The 25,710-nt window shown below is 45.6% G+C and carries 23 protein-coding genes; 19 read left to right on the top strand and 4 right to left on the bottom strand.

Going from position 1 to position 25,710, the window contains the following annotated elements; genetic code table 11:
- Positions 1-271: 271 nt before the first annotated feature.
- The 6 genes from GN277_RS18590 (at position 272) to GN277_RS18565 (ending at position 8,429) form a co-directional block, all read left to right on the top strand.
- Positions 272-1,231 (top strand): carbohydrate kinase family protein, encoded by a 960-nt coding sequence (locus GN277_RS18590; RefSeq protein WP_159752538.1) that lies wholly within the window; start codon positions 272-274, stop codon positions 1,229-1,231.
- Between the two features lie 40 nt (positions 1,232-1,271).
- Positions 1,272-1,502: a hypothetical protein gene (locus GN277_RS18585; protein ID WP_159752536.1), complete on the top strand. Its 231-nt coding sequence runs from the start codon at positions 1,272-1,274 to the stop codon at positions 1,500-1,502.
- Positions 1,503-1,539: 37 nt separating this feature from the next.
- The gene (locus GN277_RS18580) at positions 1,540-2,043 is read left to right on the top strand and encodes a hypothetical protein (protein ID WP_244324784.1); all 504 of its coding nucleotides are present in this window, start codon (positions 1,540-1,542) and stop codon (positions 2,041-2,043) included.
- A gap of 100 nt (positions 2,044-2,143) precedes the next feature.
- A complete protein-coding gene (gene ispG, locus GN277_RS18575; protein ID WP_159752534.1) occupies positions 2,144-3,199 on the top strand; it encodes a flavodoxin-dependent (E)-4-hydroxy-3-methylbut-2-enyl-diphosphate synthase in 1,056 nt (351 codons plus the stop codon).
- Positions 3,192-7,817: a PolC-type DNA polymerase III gene (locus tag GN277_RS18570; protein WP_159752531.1), complete on the top strand. Its 4,626-nt coding sequence runs from the start codon at positions 3,192-3,194 to the stop codon at positions 7,815-7,817. Before ispG ends, GN277_RS18570 begins: the two co-directional genes overlap by 8 nt.
- 45 nt (positions 7,818-7,862) lie before the next feature.
- A complete protein-coding gene (locus GN277_RS18565) occupies positions 7,863-8,429 on the top strand; it encodes a tRNA (mnm(5)s(2)U34)-methyltransferase (protein WP_159752529.1) in 567 nt (188 codons plus the stop codon).
- Here the strand turns inward: GN277_RS18565 and GN277_RS18560 are convergent.
- Positions 8,426-9,607, bottom strand: a complete 1,182-nt coding sequence (locus GN277_RS18560; protein ID WP_159752527.1) for an iron-containing alcohol dehydrogenase — start codon at positions 9,605-9,607, stop codon at positions 8,426-8,428. The two genes, GN277_RS18565 and GN277_RS18560, sit on opposite strands and share 4 nt — an antisense overlap.
- Positions 9,608-9,747: 140 nt before the next feature.
- Between GN277_RS18560 and GN277_RS18555 the strand changes: the two genes are divergently transcribed.
- The 5 genes from GN277_RS18555 to GN277_RS18535 all read left to right on the top strand — a co-directional run bounded on the left by GN277_RS18555 (position 9,748) and on the right by GN277_RS18535 (position 14,619).
- Complete coding sequence (locus GN277_RS18555; RefSeq protein WP_159752525.1) at positions 9,748-10,242, top strand: pyridoxamine 5'-phosphate oxidase family protein; 495 nt, start codon at positions 9,748-9,750, stop codon at positions 10,240-10,242.
- A 62-nt stretch (positions 10,243-10,304) separates the two neighbouring features.
- Entirely contained in the window at positions 10,305-12,059 is a 1,755-nt protein-coding gene (gene iorA, locus GN277_RS18550) for an indolepyruvate ferredoxin oxidoreductase subunit alpha (protein WP_159752523.1), read from the top strand.
- Positions 12,059-12,637: an indolepyruvate oxidoreductase subunit beta gene (locus GN277_RS18545; RefSeq protein WP_159752521.1), complete on the top strand. Its 579-nt coding sequence runs from the start codon at positions 12,059-12,061 to the stop codon at positions 12,635-12,637. The genes iorA and GN277_RS18545 overlap by 1 nt, the downstream gene beginning before the upstream one ends.
- Positions 12,638-12,828: 191 nt before the next feature.
- Complete coding sequence (locus GN277_RS18540; RefSeq protein ID WP_159752519.1) at positions 12,829-14,160, top strand: phenylacetate--CoA ligase family protein; 1,332 nt, start codon at positions 12,829-12,831, stop codon at positions 14,158-14,160.
- 15 nt (positions 14,161-14,175) lie between these two features.
- Positions 14,176-14,619: an amino acid-binding protein gene (locus GN277_RS18535; RefSeq protein ID WP_159752517.1), complete on the top strand. Its 444-nt coding sequence runs from the start codon at positions 14,176-14,178 to the stop codon at positions 14,617-14,619.
- Between the two features lie 264 nt (positions 14,620-14,883).
- On the opposite strand, the gene GN277_RS18530 is transcribed toward GN277_RS18535, so the two are convergent.
- Both GN277_RS18530 and GN277_RS18525 read right to left on the bottom strand, forming a co-directional pair.
- Complete coding sequence (locus GN277_RS18530) at positions 14,884-15,363, bottom strand: helix-turn-helix domain-containing protein (protein WP_159752515.1); 480 nt, start codon at positions 15,361-15,363, stop codon at positions 14,884-14,886.
- A 114-nt stretch (positions 15,364-15,477) separates the two neighbouring features.
- Positions 15,478-16,941 carry an IS66 family transposase gene (locus tag GN277_RS18525; protein WP_159750299.1) on the bottom strand — a complete coding sequence of 488 codons (1,464 nt, stop codon included), beginning with the start codon at positions 16,939-16,941 and terminating at the stop codon, positions 15,478-15,480.
- 442 nt (positions 16,942-17,383) lie between these two features.
- On the opposite strand from GN277_RS18525, the gene GN277_RS18520 reads away from it, so the two are divergent.
- Genes GN277_RS18520 through GN277_RS18510 form a run of 3 tightly spaced genes read left to right on the top strand, consistent with a single transcriptional unit; the run spans position 17,384 to position 18,830 of the window.
- The gene (locus GN277_RS18520; protein ID WP_159752513.1) at positions 17,384-17,896 is read left to right on the top strand and encodes a ferritin; all 513 of its coding nucleotides are present in this window, start codon (positions 17,384-17,386) and stop codon (positions 17,894-17,896) included.
- Positions 17,897-17,898: 2 nt separating this feature from the next.
- Positions 17,899-18,087, top strand: a complete 189-nt coding sequence (locus tag GN277_RS18515) for a (2Fe-2S)-binding protein (RefSeq protein ID WP_159752511.1) — start codon at positions 17,899-17,901, stop codon at positions 18,085-18,087.
- A complete protein-coding gene (locus tag GN277_RS18510) occupies positions 18,084-18,830 on the top strand; it encodes an SseB family protein (RefSeq protein ID WP_159752509.1) in 747 nt (248 codons plus the stop codon). Before GN277_RS18515 ends, GN277_RS18510 begins: the two co-directional genes overlap by 4 nt.
- Positions 18,831-18,955: 125 nt before the next feature.
- Here the strand turns inward: GN277_RS18510 and GN277_RS18505 are convergent, their stop codons facing one another.
- Positions 18,956-19,153, bottom strand: a complete 198-nt coding sequence (locus tag GN277_RS18505; protein WP_159752507.1) for a cold-shock protein — start codon at positions 19,151-19,153, stop codon at positions 18,956-18,958.
- Between the two features lie 237 nt (positions 19,154-19,390).
- Here GN277_RS18505 and ptsP point away from each other — a divergent pair, with 237 nt between their 5' ends.
- From ptsP to GN277_RS18480, 5 genes are all read left to right on the top strand, one after another.
- Positions 19,391-21,016, top strand: a complete 1,626-nt coding sequence (gene ptsP, locus GN277_RS18500; protein ID WP_159756923.1) for a phosphoenolpyruvate--protein phosphotransferase — start codon at positions 19,391-19,393, stop codon at positions 21,014-21,016.
- A gap of 295 nt (positions 21,017-21,311) precedes the next feature.
- Positions 21,312-22,136: an N-acyl homoserine lactonase family protein gene (locus tag GN277_RS18495; RefSeq protein WP_159752505.1), complete on the top strand. Its 825-nt coding sequence runs from the start codon at positions 21,312-21,314 to the stop codon at positions 22,134-22,136.
- Between the two features lie 11 nt (positions 22,137-22,147).
- Positions 22,148-23,197: a sugar ABC transporter substrate-binding protein gene (locus GN277_RS18490; RefSeq protein WP_159752503.1), complete on the top strand. Its 1,050-nt coding sequence runs from the start codon at positions 22,148-22,150 to the stop codon at positions 23,195-23,197.
- A gap of 18 nt (positions 23,198-23,215) precedes the next feature.
- Positions 23,216-24,712, top strand: coding sequence for a sugar ABC transporter ATP-binding protein (locus tag GN277_RS18485; protein ID WP_159752501.1), 1,497 nt, complete (start codon positions 23,216-23,218; stop codon positions 24,710-24,712).
- 17 nt (positions 24,713-24,729) lie between these two features.
- Positions 24,730-25,692 carry an ABC transporter permease gene (locus GN277_RS18480; protein WP_159752499.1) on the top strand — a complete coding sequence of 321 codons (963 nt, stop codon included), beginning with the start codon at positions 24,730-24,732 and terminating at the stop codon, positions 25,690-25,692.
- Positions 25,693-25,710: the final 18 nt, after the last annotated feature.

The raw sequence follows: 25,710 nt of genomic DNA, 5'->3' as shown, positions 1-25,710 counted from the left end.
TACATGGCGATACCCTGATAGAATTTGTTTGCGGATAGAATTAATCTTTTTTTCTTCATTTTTTATTCCTCTTTTAGCAATTTGTATTACTTCCGTTCTAAATTTTCTTTCATTATAGCAAAACCTTGATAATTGTTCAAGTATAGATTGACGAAAATAATAACTTTTATTGTTTTTATATTAAATATTATAAAAATTGACCCCCTTTTAAAATTCTCTCTCATATGTTAAAATATTTGCAAACCTGAAATGAAAAGAAGGAGACTTATGTATGGACAAATTATATGATGTAACTGCATTAGGCGAGATGTTAATTGACTTTACAATGAATGGACAAAGCGAACAAGGGAATAATCTATTTGAGGCATGTCCCGGAGGCGCGCCCTGTAATGTACTTGCAATGTTAAATAAACTTGGAAGAAAGACAGCATTTATTGGAAAAGTCGGTGAGGACCAGTTTGGACGTTTGCTGAAAAGTACGATTGAAGACCTTGGGATTGAGGCTAAGGGGCTGATACTTGATAAAGAGATTCCTACGACTTTGGCATTCGTACATACGTTTCCAGATGGCGACAGGGAGTTTTCTTTCTACCGTAAACCAGGGGCAGATATGATGCTGACAGAGGATGATGTGGACTTTGAGATCATCCGCCAGTCTAAGGTCTTTCATTTTGGAACGTTGTCGATGACCGACGAGCCGGTAAAGTCGGCTACGAAGAAGGCGCTTAAGGCTGCGAAGGAGGCGGGCTGTCTGATTACCTTTGACCCTAACCTTCGTCCCCCGCTGTGGCGTTCGCTGGATGAAGCAAAGGAGCAGATGGAGTATGGCTTCCAATATTGTGATGTGCTGAAGATTTCTGACAATGAGATTCAGTTTATCTCAGGTAAGGAGGATTATGACGAAGGAATTCATTACCTTCAGGAGAAGTACCAGATTCCGTTAATCTTCCTGACCATGGGGAAGGATGGAAGCAGGGCATATTATAAGGATATGCGTGTAGAGCGTAAGGGATTTACTGTGAAGGCTATCGAGACGACAGGAGCAGGAGATACGTTCTGCGGATGTGCGATTAACGGGGTTCTAAGTCACGGCATTGACAATTTAACGGAAGACATTCTGGGAGATATCCTGACTTATGCCAATGGGGGAGCTGCTCTGATTACCATGAAGAAGGGTGCAATCCGCTCCATGCCGAATCCGGAGGATATTACGAAGCTGTTGGAGGGTTAAGGATTCTGTTTGGAGGTGTTCGCACGGAGAGTGGCAGATTATGAGAGTAGACCGATTTAAGATGGAGAGAGAAGGACTTGTAAAGGAAGGGCAGGAGGTTGAGATTAGCGAGCGAAGCGCCGTGACAGGGCAGTATACCTATCTGGTGGAGCCGTCGATTGCCATGTCTGGAATCTACAGGACCAGTGAAAGGTTACATGCCCGAAAGGGAATCATTCAGAAGATAGAGAAGACGGACAAGGGCTTCTATCTGCTGGTGGAGACAGAGTAGCAGCCATCCGTTGACATCAGGTAAAAAAGTACATATAATGAAAGTGGTAAATGATTTAATAGAAAGAGTGGGGGCAGGACAGATGATTGCGAAGAATGATGAAGTTAAGAGGAGTAAGATATGGAGAATCGTTACTACGGTTTCGACAATCGTAATCATTGTGGGAGTCATTCTGCTGCTTGCGAAGTTATTTACAACGAATCCCTTGGAGGGCGAATGGGCGGATGAAGATGGAAGCTTTTATATGTCGATTATGAAGAATGGTTCCATGGTGATTTCGATTCCAGAGGCGGAAGATGCTCTAAGCGTAGCCGTGGATATGAAGTATACGCTGAATAAGGATGAGAAGACTATTACAATTACGCCGGATGAGGCAGGGTTTCAGAAGATGGCTGACAAGATGGGAGGTCAGTATACGGAGGAAGATATCCGTCAGGCTCTATCCACTGTGATTACAACCTTTGATTACAGCGTGGATCAGGAGCAGTTGACCTTGACTGAGCGTGAGTACGGTGAACAGTTAATATTGATAAAAGAGTAACAGAAATACCCCTCTATCGAATTTCATATGCGGTAGAGGGGTATCCCTTATTGGACGAGGGATAGAATAAATTTTTTTAGAGAAAGGGGTAATAGACAGTATGTACAGAGAGGCGACGAAGAAGATTGGAATTGGAGATGTGATAATCGGGGGAGGCAGCCCGATTGCCATTCAGTCTATGACCAATACGAGGACGGAGGAGGTGGAGGCGACTGTGGCGCAGGTTCTGGCTCTTGAGAAGGCGGGCTGTGAGATTATCCGCTGTGCCGTGCCGACTATGGAGGCAGCTCAGGCCATTGGTAAAATTAAGGAGAGAATTCATATTCCGTTGGTTGCGGATATCCATTTTGACTACCGGCTTGCCATTGCCGCGATTGAGAACGGGGCGGACAAGATCCGAATTAACCCAGGTAACATTGGGGATGGCAGCAGGGTGCAGGCTGTGGTTGATAAGGCGAAGGCGTGTAAGGTGCCGATTCGGGTAGGGGTCAACAGCGGTTCTCTTGAAAAGCCTCTGGTGGAGCGGTATGGAGGCGTGACCGCAGAAGGCTTGGTGGAGAGCGCCATGGACAAGGTACATATGATTGAGGGGATGGGGTATGACAATCTGGTAGTGAGTATCAAGTCCTCGGATGTTATGATGTGCGTCAGGGCCCATGAGCTGATTGCCAGAGAATGTCCTTATCCGCTGCATGTTGGCATTACAGAGGCTGGAACCCTTCTTGCGGGGAATATTAAGTCCTCTGTGGGGTTAGGGCTGATTCTGAATCAGGGAATCGGTGATACCATTCGTGTGTCGCTGACTGGGGACCCTGTGGAGGAGATTAGGTCTGCCAAGCTAATCCTTAAGACCTTAGGACTGCGTCAGGGAGGGATTGAAGTGGTTTCCTGTCCGACTTGCGGCAGGACGAAGATTGATTTGATTGGACTTGCAAACCAGGTGGAGGAGATGGTGGAGGATATCCCCCTGAATATTAAGGTGGCTGTTATGGGCTGTGTGGTCAATGGACCGGGAGAGGCGAAGGAGGCTGATATCGGCATTGCCGGCGGCATTGGCGAGGGGCTTTTGATTAAAAAGGGTGAGGTAGTGAAGAAGGTAAGAGAGGACCAGTTGTTGGAGACATTGAGACAGGAGTTGTTGAACTGGAATGAGTAAGCCATTCTTTGAGGTATTTCCTACGTTAAAAGTAGATGAGGAGCTGCGCAGCATATTTGCGCAGGCAGAGGTCAGTAAGGTGACGACGAATTCTGACCGAGATTTTATTAAGGTACATCTGTTAAGCCGGTATCTGATACAGAAAAAATGTGTAGATGAGGTTGAGAGAAGGCTTAAGGAGCAGTTGTTTGGACGCAGTTATATTCAGATTGAGGTAAAAGAGCAGTATGATCTTTCCGAGCAGTATACGCCGGAGAATCTGATGAATGAATATTTTGACAGTTTTCTTTTTGAGCTTGAAAAGCGCAGCGTGGTGGAGCGCAGTATGCTTCAGAATTCAAGCTATGAGTTCCAGAATGAGAACATTTTGTGCCTTACCCTTCAGGATTCTATTGTGGCCCAGGGAAAGCGGGAGTCCATTACCTCCTATCTTACGGATGTATTCCAGTATAGATTTGGCCGTCCCATTGAGATTCGGGTGTTGTATGAGAAGCCAAAGGAGAGCGTGTTAAAGTATAATGAGATAAAGCTGAAACAGGAGGTAGATGAAATTCTGAAGTCTAATGCCTCTATTCAGCAGGAAAATGGGGCAGACAGCAATCAACCGGCAGACGTGGACTTGGGCAAGAACCGAAGAAACCAGTCTGAGAATATGCAGAAGGCCGATGCGGGAAGTAGTTCTGGAAATGGAGGAAAAACATCTGGCGGCAGCGCCCAAAACAGCCCTTTGAAGAATTCTGGAAACGGATTTGCAGATGGCTTTGGACAGGCAGGCAGCTCTTTTGGTTCATCGAAGAAATTTTCCAGAGGCTCATCCAAAGGAACATGGGGGAAAGCCTCTGATGACCCAAATCTTATCTATGGCCGTGATTTTAACGATGAGCCTATGGAGTTATGCCAGGTTGTGGGGGAAATGGGAGAGATTACCTTCCGCGGAAAGGTTATTAGCTTTGACACCCGTGAGATTCGCAATGAGAAGACTATTGTTATATTTTCTGTAACGGATTTTACAGATACCATTACAATCAAGCTGTTTGTAAGGAATGACCAGCTTGCGAATATCATTGGCGATGTGAAGATGGGGGCGTTTCTTAAGATTAAAGGCGTTACGAATATCGATAAATTTGACGGAGAGCTGGTGATTTCTTCAGTAGCGGGTATCCGCAAAATAAGTGATTTTACTGAGTCGAGGAAGGATACTGCTCCTAAGAAGCGGGTAGAGCTTCATTGCCATACGAAAATGAGCGACATGGACGGTGTGACAGAGGTGAAGGACTTGTTAAAACGGGCTCATGACTGGGGGCATAAGGCATTAGCTATTACAGACCATGGGGTTGTTCAGTCCTTCCCAGATGCGAACCACTATATTGAGACGCTGGACAAAGATGATCCCTTTAAGGTGATTTACGGCGTGGAGGGTTATCTGGTGGATGACCTTACGGATGTGGCTGTGAATGAGAAGGGACAGTCTCTTAGCGGGACCTATGTGGTGTTTGACCTTGAGACCACGGGATTTAGCCCGATTAAGGATAAAATTATCGAGATTGGCGCCGTGAAGGTGGAGAAGGGGAAGATTACAGAGAAATTCAGTACCTTTGTGAATCCCAAGGTGCCTATTCCTTTCCAGATTACCCAGCTTACCAGCATCACGGATGATATGGTCTTAGACGCGCCGGATATTGAGACTGTGCTTCCCCAGTTTTTGACATTTATAGGGGACGCTGTGCTGGTAGCTCACAACGCTTCTTTTGACGTGGGATTTATTGAGCAGAACTGTAGGTATCAGGATATGGTGCCGGAATTCACTTCTGTGGATACGGTGGCCATGGCGCGGATTCTGCTTCCGACTCTGTCGAAATTTAAACTGAATGTGGTGGCAAATGCCCTTCACATTTCCCTGGAGAACCATCATCGTGCCGTGGATGACGCCGGCGCGACGGCGGAGATTTTTGTGAAGTTTATAGAGATGTTAAGAGAACGGAATATCACGGACCTTACTAGGCTTAATCAGTTTGGCTCCCAAAATTCGGATGCGGTCAAGAAGCTTCCTACCTACCATGTGATTATTCTTGCCCGAAATGAGATTGGACGGGTGAATCTCTATACCCTGGTGTCTAAGTCTCACCTGGAATACTATGCCAGAAGGCCAAGGATTCCCAAAAGCGAGCTGTCAAAGTATCGAGAGGGGCTGATTGTTGGAAGCGCCTGTGAGGCGGGAGAGCTTTACCAGGCGATCTTAAATGAGAAGTCGGATGAGAGGATTGCCAGGATTGTGAATTTCTATGACTATCTGGAAATCCAGCCTCTTGGCAACAACCGGTTCATGATTGACAGTGAGCGTGTGACGAGGGTTCAGAGCGAGGAAGACTTAAAAGACTTAAACCGAAAGATTGTGGAGTTAGGCGAGCGCTTTAATAAGCCTGTGGTGGGAACCTGCGACGTACATTTCATGGAGCCGGACGACGAGGTGTACCGCCGCATTATCATGGCGGGAAAGGGCTTTACTGATGCGGACAATCAGTCGCCTTTGTTTTTGCGTACCACGGACGAGATGTTAGAGGAGTTCGAGTATCTTGGCTCGGCAAAGGCTCAGGAGGTTGTGATTGACAATCCCTGCCGGATTGCGGACATGGTGGAGAGGATTACGCCTGTGCGTCCGGATAAATGTCCGCCTGTGATTCCGGATTCAGATAAGCTTTTGCGGGAAATCTGTTACCAGAAGGCTCATTCCATGTACGGTGAGGATTTGCCGCCTGTAGTAACGGAGAGATTGGAGAGAGAGCTTAATTCCATTATTTCCAACGGATTTGCCGTGATGTATATTATTGCCCAGAAGCTGGTGTGGAAGTCCAATGAGGACGGGTATCTGGTGGGCTCCAGAGGGTCTGTCGGCTCGTCTTTTGTGGCGACCATGGCGGGTATCACGGAGGTAAATCCATTAAGTCCCCATTATTATTGTAAACATTGCCATTACAGTGATTTTGAGTCTCAGGAGGTGAGGGCATATGCAGGGGGGTGCGGATGGGATATGCCGGACAAGACGTGTCCGGTGTGCGGCCAGCCTCTTGTGAAGGATGGATTTGACATTCCTTTTGAGACCTTCCTTGGGTTCAAGGGAAATAAAGAGCCGGATATTGACTTGAATTTCTCCGGAGATTACCAGAGTCTTGCCCATAAGTATACAGAGGTCATCTTTGGGGCAGGGCAGACTTATCGGGCGGGAACCATTGGAACGCTGGCGGATAAGACGGCCTTTGGCTATGTGAAGAATTATTTTACCGAGCGGGGACAGGGAAAACGAAAATGTGAGATTGACAGGATTGTGCTTGGCTGTACGGGAATCCGAAGAAGTACGGGTCAGCATCCAGGCGGAATCATCGTCCTGCCTTTGGGAGAGGAGATTAACACCTTTACGCCTGTGCAGCATCCGGCCAATGATATGAATACGGATATTGTGACTACCCATTTTGACTATCACTCCATTGACCATAACCTGCTTAAGCTGGATATTCTGGGGCATGATGATCCAACGATGATTAAGACTTTAGAGGAGTATATCAGTTCTCCTGCTATGGAAAATGAGTACAATGAGACGGACAATAAGTTTGTGGCCACGAATATTCCGTTGGATGATAAGGGCGTGATTTCCCTGTTTCATGATACGTCAGTCCTTGGAATTACGCCGGAGGATATCGGAGGATGTCCGGTGGGATGCCTTGGGATACCGGAATTTGGAACGGATTTTGTTATTCAGATGGTGGTGGATACCAAGCCTCAGACCTTGTCGGATTTGATTCGGATTTCCGGACTTTCCCATGGAACGGATGTGTGGCTTAACAATGCCCAGGAATTGATTCGCTCTGGAAAGGCCACGATTTCCACGGCAATCTGTACCCGTGACGATATTATGACCTATCTGATTAACAAGGGGATGGATTCTGAGCAGTCCTTTACCATTATGGAGAGAGTCAGAAAAGGGGCTGTGGCCAAGGGGAAATGTAAGGATTGGCCTCAGTTTAAGGAGGATATGAAGGCTCATGACGTGCCGGACTGGTATATCTGGTCCTGTGAGAAGATTAAGTATATGTTTCCGAAAGCCCACGCAGCGGCCTATGTCATGATGGCGTACCGGATTGCGTACTGTAAGATTAATTTCCCGCTGGCGTATTATGGAGCCTATTTTGGAATTCGTGCGGATGCATTTTCCTATGAAATCATGTGTCTGGGGAAGGAGAATCTAAAACGATACATTGATGATTACAATCGACGATTAGATTCTCTGAGCAAAAAGGAGCAGGATACCATGAAGGACATGCGGCTGGTGCAGGAGATGTATGCCAGAGGGTATGAGTTTGAGCCAATGGATATCTATCAGGCCAAGGCATCAAAGTTTTTGATTGTAAACGGGAAACTAATGCCGCCGCTGGTCAGCATTGAGGGCATGGGTGATAAGGCGGCTGAGGCTGTGGAAGAAGCGTCCAAGGATGGGCAGTATCTTTCGCTGGACGATTTTAGGCAGCGGACGAAGGCCAGTAAAAGCGTGATTGATTATATGGTGAAGCTGGGGATTTTGAAGGGATTGCCGGAGTCCAACCAGTTGTCGCTGTTTGATTTGTAGTCATAATGAACGAGGGATAAAAGGAAACGAAAGGGGGAGATTGGATTGCGGCAGTCGCAGATTACACATTGGTGTCACCAGATTATTTGCTCTCAGGCGCCAAAAGGGGGCTTTTATATTGACGCTACTATGGGGAAGGGCAACGACACGTTGTTCCTATGCAATCTGGCGGGAGAGGCAGGTCATGTTCTGGCCTTTGACGTGCAAAAGGATGCACTGAGGATGACGGAAGCTTTGCTATCAGCCCAGGGCGTAAGAGAGAGGGCAGAGCTTGTTTTGGACGGACATGAGCATATGAATCAGTATGCCAAGCCGGAAACTGCGGATGTAATCTGCTTTAATTTTGGGTATCTGCCAGGAGGCGACCATAGGATTGCCACAGCGGCAGATACCAGCGTGGAGGCAGTCAATAAGGGACTTGGGCTTCTAAAGCATGGCGGGATGATGAGCCTGTGTATCTATAGCGGCGGCGATACGGGATTTGAGGAGAAGGAGAAGCTTCTGGAATATCTTAAGAAGCTGCCGGCAGGGGAGTATACTGTGATTGTGAATGAATATTTTAATCGGGGGAACAATCCCCCGATGCCTGTGTTTGTTTTTAAGAATATTTAGCCCTTAGCCATCCGATAAATCGCTGCCATGTCCTCGCGTCCCAGTTTCTTTACGACTCCGATGGTACGTGTATTTCCGAAGCTGCATTTCTCTGCCAATTTAAGAATCTGTTCCTTTGTAGGCTCAACCTTTAACTCCCGAAGTGTGACAGGCATTCCGATACTGCGGAAAAAATCCTCCATAGCTTCAATTCCTGCAAGGGCTGTGGCTTCTTCTGAGTCCTTCTTGGAAACCCTCAAAACTCTGACGGCCAGGTTGGCGAACCTGTCTGGGCGCTCTTTATATACATACCGCGCCCAGCTTCCCCAGACAGCGGAAAGGCCGGCGCCGTGGGTAACGTCGAACATGCCGCTTAGTTCATGTTCTAACTGGTGAGAAGCAAAGTCGCCGCCATCGGTTCCGCAGCCAGTAAGACCGTTGTGGGAGAGGCTTCCCGCCCACATGACCTCAGCGCGCGCCTCGTAGTTTTCAGGCTCTTTTTTGAGAAGCTGTGCATTTTTGATTACCGTTCTAAGCAAGGCTTCGCTGATTCCGTCGGTGATTTCCATATTCGTTCCGTGGTTTAAATATCTCTCCAGCGTGTGCATCATGATATCCACACATCCGCTTTGGGTCTGGTAGTCTGGCAGAGTGTAGGTAAGCTCAGGATTGAGGACGGCAAAACGGCAGCGGCTGTAATTGCTGCTGTATCCGCGTTTGATTAAGCCGTCTTCATTGGTAATGACAGAGGAGTTGCTCATTTCGCTTCCGGCAGCGGCGATGGTGAGGACAGCGCCTACAGGAAGACATGCCTTGGCAGTTCGTTTTTTGGCGTAGAAATCCCACACGTCCCCTTCGTTGGTCATTCCGTAGCCGATTGCCTTGGCGGAATCAATGACGCTTCCGCCGCCTACTGCAAGGATGAAGTCAACGCCCTCCTTTTGACCAAGGGCGATTCCCTCCCGCACCTTCGACAGACGGGGGTTGGGAACGACGCCGCCCAGTGAAACGTACTGGATTCCTTCTGCTTTCAACGATGCATAAATGCGCTCTAAAAGGCCAGAGCGGACCACGCTTCCGCTTCCATAGTGTACAAGGACTTTCTGACATTTCTGTTCACGGATTAATTTCCCTGTCTCTGCTTCTGTGTTTCGGCCAAATACAACCCTGGTGGGGGTGTAGTAATCAAAATTAAGCATAGATGTTCCTCCTTGGATTTAATTTTACAAAATGATATCTTAATCATACGCCAATTTAATGTGTTTTTCAATTTTTTATTTTCATGAAGGAAAGGTAGATGTTATAATGGGAGCACACTGATATTAGGAGGAGAAAAGACATGCGCAGAGCAGACCGCAAGGTAAGGGGCGAAGAAGATATAGTTAAGGTCCTTGATTCCTGTAAAGTATGCAGGCTTGGGATGATGGACGAGGGGAAGATTTATATTGTTCCCATGAATTATGGATATGTGTATGAAGCCGGAGAATTGGTACTGTATTTCCATGGCGCTAAGGAGGGAAAGAAGCTTGGCCTGCTAAAGAAGAATCCCACAGTGGGAATTGAACTGGACAAAGCTTATGGGCTGGCGACTGGGAAAACAGCCTGCCAGTACAGTTATTATTATGCTAGTATCATTGGAAATGGCAGCGCGAGGCTGGTTACAGAGCCAAAGGAGAAGTCAAAGGCACTGTCAGTCATTATGAAGCAGCAGACGGGAAAAGAGTTTGGGGAATTAGAAGATAATCCCAAGTTAGGACAGGCGGTTGGGATTATCAGGGTGGATGTGGAGGAATTCACCTGTAAGCGTCACTGTAAAGAAAATTCTGTCGATTAATGATTTAAACCGTAAAAGTATTATGATATACTATTAAAGATTACGAAAGGATGGAAGATAGAATGTCAGAGAAGAAGAAAGTCATTATGCTTGGCAATGAGGCTATTGCCAGGGGCGCATATGAGGCAGGCGTGAAGGTAAGCGCCGCATATCCGGGTACTCCGAGTACCGAGATTAGCGAATATCTGGTACAGTATAAAGAGGAGCTGTACTGTGAGTGGTCCCCTAACGAGAAGGTTGCCACAGAGGTAGCCATCGGTGCGTCCGTTGCAGGAGTGCGGGCCATGTCCTGCATGAAGCATGTGGGCTTCAATGTGGCGGCAGATCCGGCCTACACGGTTTCCTACATGGGCGTGAATGGCGGTCTGGTGATTGTGGTTGCAGACGATCCAGGGCTTTACAGCTCGCAGAATGAACAGGATACCCGTATGGTTGCCCGCGCGGCTCAGTTGCCGGTGTTAGAGCCGTCGGACAGCTTTGAGGCAAAGGAATTCATGAAGCAGGCATTTGAACTAAGTGAACAGTTTGACCGCCCCTTCGTGTTCCGCACGACTACAAGGCTTGCCCATTCCCAGGGTGTCGTAGAGCTTGAAGATCGGGAAGAAGTAAAGGATAAGCCTTACGAGAAGGATGTCAGAAGAACGGTTATGATGCCGGCAAATGCCAAGCTGCGCCATATAGAGATTGAAAAGCGTAACTTAGAGCTTATGGAGGCGGCGAATACGCTTTCTGTGAACCGAGTAGAGATGAACGATACTAAGATTGGAGTCATTACCAGCGGGATTCCCTATCAGTATGTCAAGGAGGCCCTGCCAGAAGCCTCTGTGTTAAAGCTTGGGATGGTGAACCCTCTTCCAAGGAGGTTAATTGAGGATTTTGCGGCGAAGGTGGAGAAGCTGTATATTATTGAAGAACTGGACCCAGTTATTGAGGAGCAGGTGAAGTCCTGGGGGATCAAAGCTACTGGAAAAGAAATTTTTACCGTACAGGGGGAGTACAGCGCCAATATGATACGCAGGGCGGTTCTTGGAGAGAAGCTGGAGATTAGGACGCCTGCAAAGGCGCCGGTCAGACCTCCAATTCTCTGTCCAGGATGTCCCCACAGGAGTGTCTATTATGTGGTGAAGAAGCTGGGACTTCATGTTGCGGGAGATATCGGCTGTTATACACTGGGAGCCGTTGCGCCCTTAAGCGCGGTTGATACGACCATCTGTATGGGCGCCAGCATATCAAGCCTTCACGGTATGGAGAAGGCCAAGGGAAAGGAATACATAAAGAACTGGGTAGCGGCAATCGGTGATTCTACATTTCTCCATACAGGTGTGAATTCGCTGATGAATATGGTATACAACAAAGCCACAGGAACGGTGTTGATTCTGGATAATTCTACCACAGGCATGACGGGACACCAGGACCATGCAGCCACTGGAAAGACTTTGCAGGGCGACCCCGCCTATGCCATTGATATTCCGGCTCTTTGTCGGGCGATCGGCGTGAAGAATGTGACAGAGGTGAATGCATTTGACCTTACGGGGCTGGAGAAGGCGCTCAAAGAAGAAGTGGCAAGGGACGAGGTATCTGTGATTATCACCAAGACTCCCTGCGTGCTGCTTAGCAAAGAAAAGAAGCCTTTATATACGGCGTTGGAGGACAAATGCAGGAAATGCGGCATGTGTATGAAGCCGGGCTGTCCTGCCATGACAAGGAGAGAGAATGGGACGATTCGGATTGACGATACTATGTGTACAGGCTGCGGGCTTTGCAAAGATTTGTGTAAGTTTGACGCAATCGAATTAGTAAAGGCAGGTGACGAATAATGGCGACAAAAAATATTATGATTGTGGGCGTGGGAGGACAGGGAACCCTTCTGACCAGCAGAATATTGGGCGGCCTTGCTACTGCCGGAGGATATGATGTGAAGCTGTCAGAGGTACACGGAATGGCGCAGAGAGGCGGAAGCGTGGTAACCTTTGTCCGTTACGGTAAGAAGGTTTCTGAGCCGATTGTGGAGGAAGGGCAGGCAGATGTGCTGATTGCTTTTGAGAGGCTTGAGGCCCTCAGGTATGCACATTTCCTTAAGAAAGACGGCGCCCTGATTGTGAATGACTGGAGAATCGACCCGATTCCTGTAGTGATTGGAGCAGAGGAGTATCCGGAAGGGATTATCGAGACCTTGAAGAAGGATTATAAGGTCTATACTGTAAATGCTACCGAGGAATCAAAGAAGCTTGGCAATCCCAAGGTATTTAACCTGATTGTACTGGGGATTGCTGCCCAGCATATGGATTTTTCCAAGGAAGAATGGTATCAGGTGATTGAGAACACCGTGCCGCCGAAAACCATAGAGATTAACAGGCAGGCGTTTGAGGTGGGATACAATCTTGTGTCCGAATAATATATATTTGGAGGTGATAGTTTGTATAGGAAAATAAGACTCTTTAGCTCCTCATACTTTGGGAACCTTCGTCCCGCTAACGATATGTGATGATGGAGATAATTGCGGCCATGATCCGCCAACAGGGGCGAAGGGTATTTTTTCAGGTTGGCTTCAGGAATGAATAAAATTCAGAATAGGAGTATGAGAAAATGGCAGGAGTATCAATAGAGAACTGGAAAGAAACCATCAGAGATCCAAAGATTGAGTGTATGAGCAGGGATGAGATGAATGCCCTCCAGAGTGAGCGTTTGGTAAAGCAGGTGAAGAATGTCTACGAAAATGTGGAATTCTACCGTAAGAAGATGGATGCTCTGGGCGTAGAGCCTGGAGACATCAAGGGGATTGAGGATATCTGCAAACTTCCCTTCACCACCAAGGAGGATTTGAGGGATAACTACCCCTTCGGGCTATTGGCGGTTCCTAAGGAGAAGATTGCCCGTGTACAGGGCACCTCTGGAACTACCGGCAAACTGACCCTTGCTTCTTACACCCAGAAGGATGTGGACGTATGGGGCGAGTGCGTTGCCAGAGGTTTGGTGATGGCAGGACTGACCGCGGCAGACCGTATCCATGTATGTTACGGTTATGGTCTGTTTACGGGAGGAATGGGTCTGGATTTGGGCGCGCAGGCATTGGGCGCCATGGCAATCCCTATGTCCTCAGGCAATACGAAGCGTCAGTTGATGTGTATGGAGGATTTCGGCGCTACTGCATTCGCATGTACCCCGTCTTATGCTTTGTATCTGGCAGAGGCGGCACAGGAGGCAGGAGTTGTTGACAGGCTTAAGATTAAGGCAAGTGTCAACGGGGCGGAGCCCTGGACAGACGAGATGCGCAAGAAGATTGAGAGCATTTTCCATATCAACAGCTTCGATATCTATGGATTGTGTGAGATTACAGGCCCAGGAGTTGCCATGGACTGTATCCACCACAAGGGACTGCATGTGTATGAGGACTACTTCTATCCAGAGGTACTTAATCCGGCAGACCAGTCCCCGTGTGCGGACGGCGAGACGGGCGAGCTTGTGTTCACCACCCTTGCAAAAGAGGGAATGCCTCTCCTGCGTTACCGGACCAAAGACCTTACCAGTATTGACCACAGCACATGCGAGTGTGGACGGACCTTGCCGAGAATCCAGAAATTTACCGGACGTACAGACGATATGAAGGTAATTCGCGGCGTCAACGTATTCCCGACCCAGGTTGAGACTGCCCTTCTTTCTATGGGCGGCGGCGTTGCACCTCACTATATGCTTATCGTTGACAGGGAGAACAACCTGGATGTCTTAACCGTCATGGTAGAAGTGGATGAGAAATATTTCTCCGACGAGATTCGGAAGCTGGACGCATTGAAGAACAAAGTAGGCGCCGTATTGAAACAGGCTCTCGGCGTATCCGTAAGAGTAAAGCTTGTCGAGCCTAAGACCATCCAGCGAAGCGAAGGCAAGGCAAAACGTGTCATCGACAACAGAGAGTTGTAAGAGGAGGGAAATACCATGGGTGTAAGTAATACAATTCAGCAATTATCAGTTTTTTTGGAAAACAGGGAAGGCCGCCTCGACGACGTGCTGAAGGTTCTGGCGCAGAAGGACGTAAATATCGTGGCTTTAAGCCTTGCGGATACTTCCGACTATGGAATGTTGCGTATGATCGTTTCCGACCCTCACAAGGGCCGTGCAGCGCTTAAGGAGGCAGGAATCACCGCTATGCTCACAGACGTGGTAGCATTACGCGTTCCCCATGCCACAGGCTCGTTAAGCAAAGCCATGCACCAGATCGTAGAAGGCGAGGTCAACGTAGAATATATGTACGCTTTTGCGAACGGAAGCGACGCGGCAGCAGTCCTCAAAAGCGACGACCCCGCCCGCGTAATTGACATCCTGAAGGGCAGCGGCTTCGACGTCTACAGCGCTGACGAGGCATACCGCGCGAATCAATAAATTTTAGTTCGATCTGTATCGGTTAGGAATTCGAGATAAGCTAAAAATCCATATGAAAGAACTGACCGGAGCATGGGGCCATATATAGAAACGCCCCATGTTTTGGTCATATTTTTACATTTTTCTGTCTATAATATCTCTAATATCAAAAAGATTTCCTGGCATATGCCGAGGCGTGTAAACAAGCTCATATTCCTCCTTTTGGACACAAAAAAAGACGCATGGTTAATATCTGCACCGCCAAAAAACTCCTGCTTTTATATACTAAAGTTCCTTGTCAGCCTTCTGCAAATTTATCATAGAAATTATTTGGTTCTGCATATCCTCAACAGTTTCTATCTTAATTCTGCCAATATTGTTTCTTATCATTTCAAAAGCTACATCGGGAAATAGTCTTTCACAAAAACTATTTGTTTCGGGCGATGCCCCCATTAAAGCTGTTACAAGAGAATCAGCGTCAAACTGTTTTAACACTTCTTTCAGTTCCTTTTCAGAAATTGTAGAAATCTGCTCAAAATCAGTTATCCTTTGTGGCTGTATTTGAGGTTCTAATATATCATTTATTGTGATGTCATATAATCTGGAAATTTTCAGCAAAACCTCTAAGTCAGGGATAGCCACCCCTGTTTCCCATTTTGATACCGCCTGCCTTGATATGTCTAAGTGCTGGGCTAAATCATCTTGTGTGTAGCTATGGCTTTTACGCAGAAATTTTAAGTATTTCGATATAATATTCATATTCATAAAAATCACTCCTCTTATTGCCATTATAAAGCATATGGCAATAAGAATAAAGAATTTGATCAGTGCTAAAGTAACAGTTCAGCCTTGCGATTGACCTAACGGGTATTACACCGGCTAAAATATAGCCGGTGTGCCCATAAATAACATTTTTATATTTTCTATAATCCCCATTTTCCTTTTCTTAAGGGTTTCTATGACTGTCATAATGGAACAGTACATTTCACTGCCGCTTTCCTTGCGAAAACCTCCAGCCATTTTCTGGCGATTTTTTGCTTTCCGTAAATCTCGTTCCGAAATATTGTCATCAAAGGGCACGGAAAAATCATGCAAGAATAAAAGATGGTTATGACTGTATTTATCCATACGGTTAAGTAATGTCTTTTCCTCTTTTTTCGCATATTTATGTCTGGTCGTTTTATTTTCTGCCTCTCCTTTTCGTATCAGGGAAAAATATTTTTCTTCATATTCCCTTAGGATTGCAGGCGGAAATGATGGGAACCCCTGCCCTAGTAATTCTTTCCGTTCCCGATTCATTTCACACAGGAGCGCACTCATCTCCCCGGACCATGCATTCCCTGTTTCCTCCGTATTTTTTCGGAGATAACGCATGATGTGGACATTGCATTCTGCGTGATCCGTGCCAAAGTGGTACAAAGCGGTTTCATGGTCATGCAGAAGAATCCCTGTATAGTGTTTCAAAAAATACAGTCCCTTCAGTGCTTCTATGGATTTGCTGTCCATGGCATGGTATACCACGCTGTTTTTTATGCTGAAATTCCGGATATAATTCTGTTTCCCATTTACTGTTACCACTGTGGCATCGGTTGCAACAACCTTTTGGTTCAACAGTCCGTTTTCCAAATTTGAAATGCTTGTTTGAGAAAACGACGCCAGTTTTTTGCAAAATCCATAGACGCTCCCTTCTGATAATTCGAGTTCTCCGTTACCGGCTGCATTTAAAAAAGAAGCAATCCTGTCGTTTGACATAACCCCTTCGCTATACAGGGATACAGCCAGCGCTTTTACATTTGCTCCATAGGTAACATCACTGCGGTATTCTTTTGGAATGTGTAAAACCCCTTCTTTATCTGCATAGATACGGATTTCTGTAATCATCGGTTCCACAGCTAGATCAACCACATATTTTGTGACGTATTTCTGTCCGGCTGCATTACCAATCATTTTTACTTCATGTCTGCATTTGCCGGAAGCAATTTTTACTTCTATCTCTGCTTTTGTAAGCGTTGTTCCTTTATGCCCTTTTTGTCCGCCTGCTTTACGTTTTGTTTTCTTTCTTCCGTTATAGGTATTTGCAGGTTTTCCGCCTTTTTGATCGGTAGATGGTGGAAGGGAAGTATTGGAGCTGTCATGATTGATAATACTTTTCAGACGTGCATTATCGTCTTTAAGCAGTCGGTTTTCTTGACGTAAGAGCCGGTTCTCTTCTTTTAAATCTGCGATTTCCGCTTTCAATTCCCCAACTTCCTGTTTGTGTTCTTTTTCAACCGTATCCAGACGCCCCATGATTTCCATGAGCTGCTGGTACATTCCATTTTCATAGTTGCTTTTTCTTCCCATGGGGCATCTCCTTCCGTTCATTTCTGATAACCATAGTTTATCAGAAATGAATAGAAAAGAAAAATCCTCTTTAGAATAGGTTCGTCAAAATGACGGTGGATTATTTTTGTGTATTCCAGAGGTTCTGTGGAATACCGGTCACAAAAACTATGAAAAATGGGATTCTGAACAGACATGTTGTTCAAAAGTTATCCACATACTAATCACAAAGCAATAAAATTCGTGAAATTACGTGTTTCCATGTGGATAATCAGAAGAAAAAACTTTTTCAATTTCTCTCTTTTGCCAGTCGCAAGGCTGAACTGTTACGTGCTAAAAAGCAAATACCAGTTGCATATTTAATTTTTCACAAAAAACAATACCACAGGAATCCACTTGAAAATGGATGAAGCGGAGTGTATAATAAGGAAGAATTAATCAAACAAAGGAGGAGAAAACGATCATGTTAGATAAAAAAGTAGTAGAATTATTGAATCAGCAGGTAAACAAGGAATTTTATTCCGCATATCTGTACCTGGATTTTTCCAATTTTTATTTTGACCACGGTTTAGACGGCTTCGGCAACTGGTATAAGATCCAGGCTCAGGAGGAGCGGGATCATGCAATGCTTTTCATCCAGTATCTCCAGAACAACGGTGAGAAGGTAGAGCTAGAAGCAATCGACAAGCCGGCGATTGCATTAGAGAGCGCCAAGTCTGTTCTTTCGGAAGGCTTAAAGCACGAGCAGTATGTAACCAGCCTTATTCATGCAATCTATGATGCGGCATATTCTGTAAAAGATTTCCGCACCATGCAGTTCTTAGACTGGTTCGTAAAAGAGCAGGGTGAGGAGGAGACCAACGCAGATAATCTGGTGAAGAGGTTTGAGTTGTTCGGAGATGATCCGAAGAGCCTGTACATGCTGGACAATGAGCTTGGGGCACGTACATATTCCGCACCGTCCCTGGTACTTTAGTCATGAACCGCAAGAAAATAATCTGCTCATGCCGCAATGTGACGAAGGGCGACATTGCGGACGCTGTAAAAGACGGCGCCGATTCCTTCAAAGAGGTAAAGAAGCAGACGAAGGTTGGTAAGGGCTGCGGCAAATGCAAGAAAAAGGCGAAGAAGCTGACAAAGAAGCTATTGAAGGAAAGAGTAGAATGAGTGTGGAGATAAAGAAAACGGCTTTGGAGATGTTAAGAGTCTCTGAAGCAGTCTACGTTTTAATGTCTGGCTGTACGCGTCTGCCCTACGTGGAATGTGACTCTGAGACCTACGACGACCAGATTTTGCTGTTTTATGGGGTGGATGACGCCAAGAGACGGGCGAAGGAGCTGCTTGAGGAGAAAATCTTAGTGCAGGTCATCAAGGTCGAGCAAAAGAGTTTTCTTCCTTTTTACACCAGTCTGTATCCCATGGGTGTGAACTGTATCGTGGTAAATGACAAGATGCCGGACCGGACGGCAGTTCAGTTAAATGAGCTGATTACGCGAAACCGTCCTGAGAAACTGCCTGAAGGTCAGGTATGGGTGGAGAATCCAGAGTTACATCTAACGGCAATCTATTTTATGCAGGGACTCCATAAGAATCAGGGGAAGGCCATGACGGAAGAACTGACGTCAATTTATGAGGAAATGCTGGCACACTTTGGGAGAGGTAAATATATCTTTGCAGTTCGGGCAGATAAAGGAATTCCGGCCCTAAAAGGAAAGGATGGTAAGCTGTACCAGCCATTGTTCACAGATTTCCAGGAATTTCAGAAGTTTAACGGACCAAATAAGCTCCGTGCTATGGTGGTAGAAGCAGATAAACTTGCGAATCTTCTGCCGGCAGAAAGCGAAGGCGTTGTGCTTAATCCCTTGGGAGTAAACGTCCAGTTTAAGATACGAAAAAGACCAGATAACTGAGAGTTATCTGGTCTTTTCATAATCTCAATTTCATGTATTGCTTTTAAATATCTAAATCATAGTGCTATTTAATATATAAAAGGTACATTAATTACGATTATAAGAATTACATTGCATTACATTAATTAGATCTTTGTTACATTGACAGCCTGAGGACCTTTGGAGCCCTCTGTTACATCGTACTCAACATTCTGTCCCTCGTCTAAAGACTTGAAACCTTCCATGTTCAGCCCTGAATAGTGCACGAACACATCATTGCCGGTTTCATCAGAAATGAAACCGTAACCCTTTTGGTTGTTGAACCATTTCACTGTACCTTTCATGACAATACCTCCAAGCTTAAAGTTATTTAGAAACTCCGCATCTATAAAATAAATCTATAGATAACTGTCTAATAGACTAGCATATATTTATAAAAGCGTCAAGAGATTTGGTAACATTTTTTATATTTTTTACTATAAAACCGTAGGTGTGGAGGCATCATTTTACTTGACGAAATGGCCGTAAAAGTGTAAAGTATAGGGTATCGGATGATTAATGAGATAACAGAGGACAAGAGCATGATCACATTGACGGGGAAAAAGGTATCGGAAGGAATCGCCATGGGCAAACTTTCCTTTTATAAACGAGATTCTAAGGAGATCCGGAGAATCTATGTAAAAGATGTTGAGAAGGAAGTGCAGCGTTTCCAGAAGGCACGTCAAAAGGCGCTGCAGGAATTGAAAGAGTTATATGAGACGGCGTCAAAAGAGGTGGGAGAGGCGAACGCTGCAATCTTCGAGATGCAGGAGATGGTACTGGAGGATCAGGATCTGGTTGACAAGGTGACAGGCATCATTGTTGAGCAGAAGCTGAATGCAGAGTACGCCATTCAGAATGCGGCGGAGTACCTTATGGCGACGGCGGTTGAGAATGATAAGGGTTATATACAGGGGCATGATGCGGATGTCAAGGATGTGACAAACCGACTTTTGCATACCCTTGCCAGAGGATGGAAAGATAAGATGCTGATGGATGAGCCTTTTGTGCTGGCGGCAGGAGAGCTATATCCAAGTGAAGCGGTTCAGCTTGACAAGACGAAGGTTCTGGGTTTTGTCACCAGGTACGGAACCATCAACTCCCACACAGCGGTGCTTGCCCGAACAAAGGGCATACCGTCAGTAATCGGGCTGGGAGAGGCTTTGAAGAAGGACTACGAGGGGAAGACAATTATCGTAGACGGATTTGAGGGAAAGGTTTATATTGAACCAGACTACACGACGATTACGAAGATGCGCCAGAAGCAGGATGCCAACCATACCCAGGCCCAGAATCTTGAGCGTCTTAAGGGGAAGGAGAATATTACCCAGAGCGGTCAGAAGATTGATGTCTGTGCGAATATTGGGACACGGGAGGATATCGAGAACGTGCTGCGTTGTGACGCAGGAGGGATTGGTCTGTTTCGGAGTGAGTTTCTCTATATGGAGAGCGGTTCTAAGCCGCCCACAGAGGAGTATCAGTTTCAGGTGTACAAGCTGGCTGCTGAGTCTATGGGGATTAAGAAGGTGGTTATTCGTACCGCAGACTTAGGAGGAGATAAGATGGCAGAGTGTCTGGACTTGGGGATGGACCCTAATCCAGCCATCGGTTATCGGGGGATTCGTGTGTCTCTTGACAAGGAGGAGGTGTTCAAGACACAGCTTCGTGCGATACTGCGGGCCTCTGCTTTCGGGAATCTTTCCATAATGTTTCCTATGATTACGTCCATTGAGGAAGTGAAGCTGGCGAAGCTGATGCTTGAGAAGGCAAAGAAGGAATTGAAGAAGGAGAAGACTGCCTTTGATTCGGATATACCGGTAGGAGTTATGATTGAGACGCCGGCAGCGGTTATGATTAGCGGCGAGCTTGCCAGAGAGGTTGATTTTTTCAGCATCGGCACCAATGATCTGCTGCAGTTGACCCTTGGAATGGACCGGCAGAACGAGAGGCTTGAACGGTATTTTAATCCCCACCATTCAGCTCTCCTTAAGATGATTCGGATTATCACGAATAATGTACATCTTGAAGAGAAGCATATCAGCATATGCGGCGATATGGCGGCGGATTTGGAGATGACCGAGTATTTGATACAGATTGGAATCGACGAGCTTTCGGTAGCGCCTAACCAGGTGCTTGCCCTTCGCAAGAAGATAAGAGAGATTCAATAGTATAAGGATTGTACCTTGGAGGGAATATGGAATATATTCCCTCCATTTTTGTGCAAATATATAGGCTATAATAGAAGGGGCTACCGCGCTGGTGAGAAATTTGCGGCAGCCCTCTTTAATTAAAATATTAATTTTACAAAATAATTTTACAAAATATATTGACAAAAATATATTGTAAATATATAATCAGAAATAAGATAAGAAAGTCAGAAGATTAAGAGCGAAAGGGGGGAAATATGAGATAAATTTATGAGCTTTTTAAAATGAGCTGTAGAGAGGAGAGGATAGAAGGAATATGGACACAATGAAATTTTACATACTGGATAATGGGTGGGAGACGCTGGATAAATCTTATTTTATCGCAGGAGCCAATGCGGCGACAGCATCAGACAGAAATCCTGTGAATGAATGGATTGACATTCCCATTCAAGCATACTTAATCACCAGTGAATATGGAAATATTCTGTTTGATACGGGATGCGATGTAGATTGGAAGAAAAACTGGCCAGAGTTTATTCCAGAGCAGAGCCCATACTTTGTCACAGAAGAACAGTATTTGCTGAATCGCTTAGGGCAGTTGGGATTAGAGGCAAAGGATATAGACTATGTGATTATTTCACATTTACATGTAGACCATGCCGGCAATTTATATCATTTTACGGATTCCCAGATTTTTGTCAATGAAAATGAACTGGTTCAGACATTAAAAGGTTATGCAACCAATCGGGATTTGGATGTGCATGTACCTTCTGATATCAGAAGGTTTATAGATGCAGGCTTGAACTGGAAGACGTTGGGGGATGAGGTAGCGGAATATGAATTGATACCAGGGGTAACAATCCTGAACTGGGGGTCAGGACATTCCTTCGGGATGCTTGGAATGAAAGTAGAGCTAAAAAATACGGGGAATCTGCTGGTGGCTGCGGACGCGCTCTATTGCAGAGAGAATATTGAGCCGGAGATTAAGGTGCCGGGCATCTTATATGATTCTCTGGGATATAAGCGCACCGCGAAGAAGATTGTAGAGTATGCCCGCGAAACAGAATCAAAGATTCTTTTTGGACATGATATGGAGCAATTTAAAGCATTGAAGAAATCAACAGAAGGATATTACGATTAGGAGGAAAAGCTATGAAAAAGAAAATGATAAGTTCAGCAATCGCAATGTTACTGTGTCTTAGCCTTGCAGCGGGCTGCAGCATGGATTCGACGGTGCAAAAAGATGATAAAAAAGAAGAAAAGACAAAAAAGGAAGATTTGTCGGAGATTAATATTGGTGCAAGCGTAATGTCTTTGCAGCATGAATTTATGGCAAACCTGGTTGTGGGTTATAAGGAGTTTAAGGAGCAGACAGGAGTAAATATTATCATCACTGACGGGGGCAATATGGAGCCGGACAAACAGGTTACCAACGTAGAGAATTATATTTCCCAGAATGTAGACGGTATCTTGTGTCAGTGCATTTCCGTTGAAACGATGAAGGACACGTTAAAACATGCCATGGATAAAGATATTCCGGTGGGCATCTATCCATATGATACCACCGTGGGCGCCACCACGTATTTTGGATATAATGAGTACGAGTGGGGCGAGAAGCTGGGGGAGACAGCGTCTGCTTGGATTAAGGACAAGCTTGATGGAAAGGCGAAAATTTTAAGTGTAACCACATCTTTGGAGGAAAGCGCGGTTGAGCGCTGTAAGGGATGGACGGAAAAGATTAACGATACCTGCGGAGAAGATAACCTTACCTGGAATACCGTGGAGGCTACAAGCGCGTCGGATGCCATTGACTCTGTAGAATCTGCACTGCAGGCGAATCCGGACACGGATGTTGTATTGGTATATAATGATGAGCTTGGAATCGGGGCCTATGAGGCAATCAAACAGTCAGGACTAGACACAACAAACATGTTTTTAGGCTCCTGCGACGGTACGGATACGGTGTTGGATTATGTTGAGAGTGACAGTGTATACCGCTGTACTGTGGGAAATGATAAATTTGTCTCTGAAATTGGGTTTTATTGGGTAGAAAATATGGTGAAGATTGTTCTGGGTATGGAATATGACGATCCGTTTCCTATTGAAACCACAGCTATTACTGTTGACAATGTAAAAGAATACAGGTCAAGAGAACCGAAGTATGAATTATCACCAGAGATTGCGGAGTATGTAAAAGAGTAATTGGGAAAGGAAGCTGCTATGGATAAGGAATCTATGCTGGGTATAGAAAATCTGACAAAAAGTTATTCCGGAACCATTGTCTTAAACAGAGTCAGCATGGAAATCAAAAAAGGGGAAATCCATGCCCTAATCGGAGAAAACGGCGCCGGAAAATCAACGCTTTGCAAGATGATTGCAGGCGCCGTGGAGCCGACGGAGGGGACCATCGTAATTCGGGGAACCGCCTATAACAGACTTACCCCAAAGAAAGCCAAGGAGGAAGGGGTGACGATGGTATATCAGGAATTTAACCTGATATCAGAGATGACGGTTTACGAGAATCTTTTTGTGGGAAAAGAGATTAGAAAAGGAATCTTTACGGATAAGAACAAGATGATGGAGATGAGCAGGAATATCTTTCGCGAGATGGGAGTTGACATTGATTGTACAGAAAAAATCAAGGATATTTCGGTGGCTTACTGCCAGTTGGTTGAGATTGCAAAAGCCCTTTTGGAGGACAGCAGGCTGCTGATTTTAGACGAGCCTACCGCTCCGCTTACGACGAAAGAGATTGAGCTCCTTTTTCGGGTATTGGGCAAGCTAAAGGACAGAGGAATCTCCATGATTTATATTTCCCACCGTCTTGAAGAAATTTTTCAAATCTGTGACAGAATTACTGTTTTAAGGGACGGAAATTACATCGCGTCTTTGGACACCAAAGGGACGACCAAGGAAGAATTAATCAGATTAATGATTGGGCGGGAATTATCCCAAGAGTTTCCTAAGAGGCTTTTGGAGGCGGAGTGTGACGGTACAAAGACAGTTTTAAAAGTAGAAGGCTTAACAAACGGCAAGCTTAAAAACGTAAGCTTTGAACTTAAGCAGGGTGAGATACTTGGAATTGCCGGATTAGTGGGGGCAGGAAGAACAGAGACAGCCAGGGCAATCTTTGGCGCAGATACCATCACTGAGGGAGAGATATATATAAAAGGTAAAAAGGTTAAGGTGAAGTCCCCCCTTCAGGCAATCAGGCATGGAATCGGATTGATACCAGAGGATAGAAAAAGGCAGGGGGTTATGCTTTGGCAGTCGGTTTCTGACAATATTTCTTTGGTGGTGATTCAAGAGCTTGCCGGTCGGCTTCTGGTAAACAATAAGAAAGAAAAGGCGCTGCTTGACAAAGAGATTAACATGCTCAATATTAAGCTTCAGTCTGTAAAGCAGCCGGTGGAAAGCCTGTCAGGAGGAAATCAGCAGAAGGTAGTGCTGGCAAAATGGCTGGCTACAAAGTGTGACATTTTGATTTTTGACGAGCCCACCAGAGGAATTGACGTTGGTGCGAAAAAAGAGATTTACGACTTTTTGTTTCGGTTAAAAAAAGAAGGAAAAAGCGTGATTCTGATTTCTTCGGAGATGTCGGAGATACTGAACTTAAGCGACCGCATTCTGGTAATGTATGAAGGAAGAATGACGGGAGAGCTTGGATATAAAGATGCGACTCAGGAACTTGTATTGCGCAAAGCCTCCGGTATGTGATGTAAAGGAGAAAATATATGAAGAAAGAGAAGTCATTTAGTTTTATAGAATTTTACGAAAAGTTTGGCATTATATTTATACTGGTGATAGAATTCATTATTTTTTCATTGGCGAGCGCTAATTTTTTGACCATTGATAATCTGTTCCTGGTAGGGCGTCAGGTGTCGTTTACTGGAATTGCCGCGGTTGGAATGACTATGGTATTGCTCATGGGGGAGATTGATATCTCTGTAGGCTCAATCCTTGCCTTTACCGGCTGTCTGAGCGCAGAGCTGGTTGTTAGATATCATATGCCTTTGGCGGTGGTATTTGTGATTATTATTGGGGTATCCGCAGTCTTTGGCCTGGTCTCCGGAACGCTGACAACCGTATTCAAGATTCCTTCATTAATCTGTACCCTAGCTATGCAAATCATTATAAAAGGGTTTACCTACCTGATGACAGGGGGAAGCTCAATCAGTGGATTGACGGATAGTTATAAATTTCTTGGCCAGGGCTTTATATTAGGAATTATTCCATTTCCTTTGATAATTATGGTGATCGCGTTTATCTGCGGATATATTGTACTGAATAAGACCTATATAGGCAGGCGTATCTATGCGGTAGGAGGCAATAAAGAGGCAGCCAGGCTGTCGGGGATTAAGACCAATAAGTATGTAATCAGCACATTTGTGATGTCGGCGGTGACGGCGGGAATCGCGGGAATCCTTATGATGGCGAGGCTGGGAACAGGGCAGCCCTCCATTGGCTCAGATTTTGCCATGGACGTACTGACAGCCACAGTTCTTGGAGGCGTCATCCTTCAGGGAGGCAAAGGGTTCGTGATGAATGTAATGATTGGCTCGTTCATTATCGGTATACTTTCAAACGGACTGGTTATGTGCGGCGTACTGGAATACTGGCAATGGATTATCAAGGGAGTCGTATTTTTGTTTGCTGTGGCAATGAGTAATCTTAACTTAATCAGCAAAAAGGGTTAGTTTAAGCCAATTATAACA

The sequence above is a fragment of the Sporofaciens musculi genome (assembly GCF_009830285.1).
In the GTDB taxonomy this organism is placed as follows: domain Bacteria; phylum Bacillota; class Clostridia; order Lachnospirales; family Lachnospiraceae; genus Sporofaciens; species Sporofaciens musculi.
This window is presented reverse-complemented; position numbering and strand designations above follow the sequence as displayed.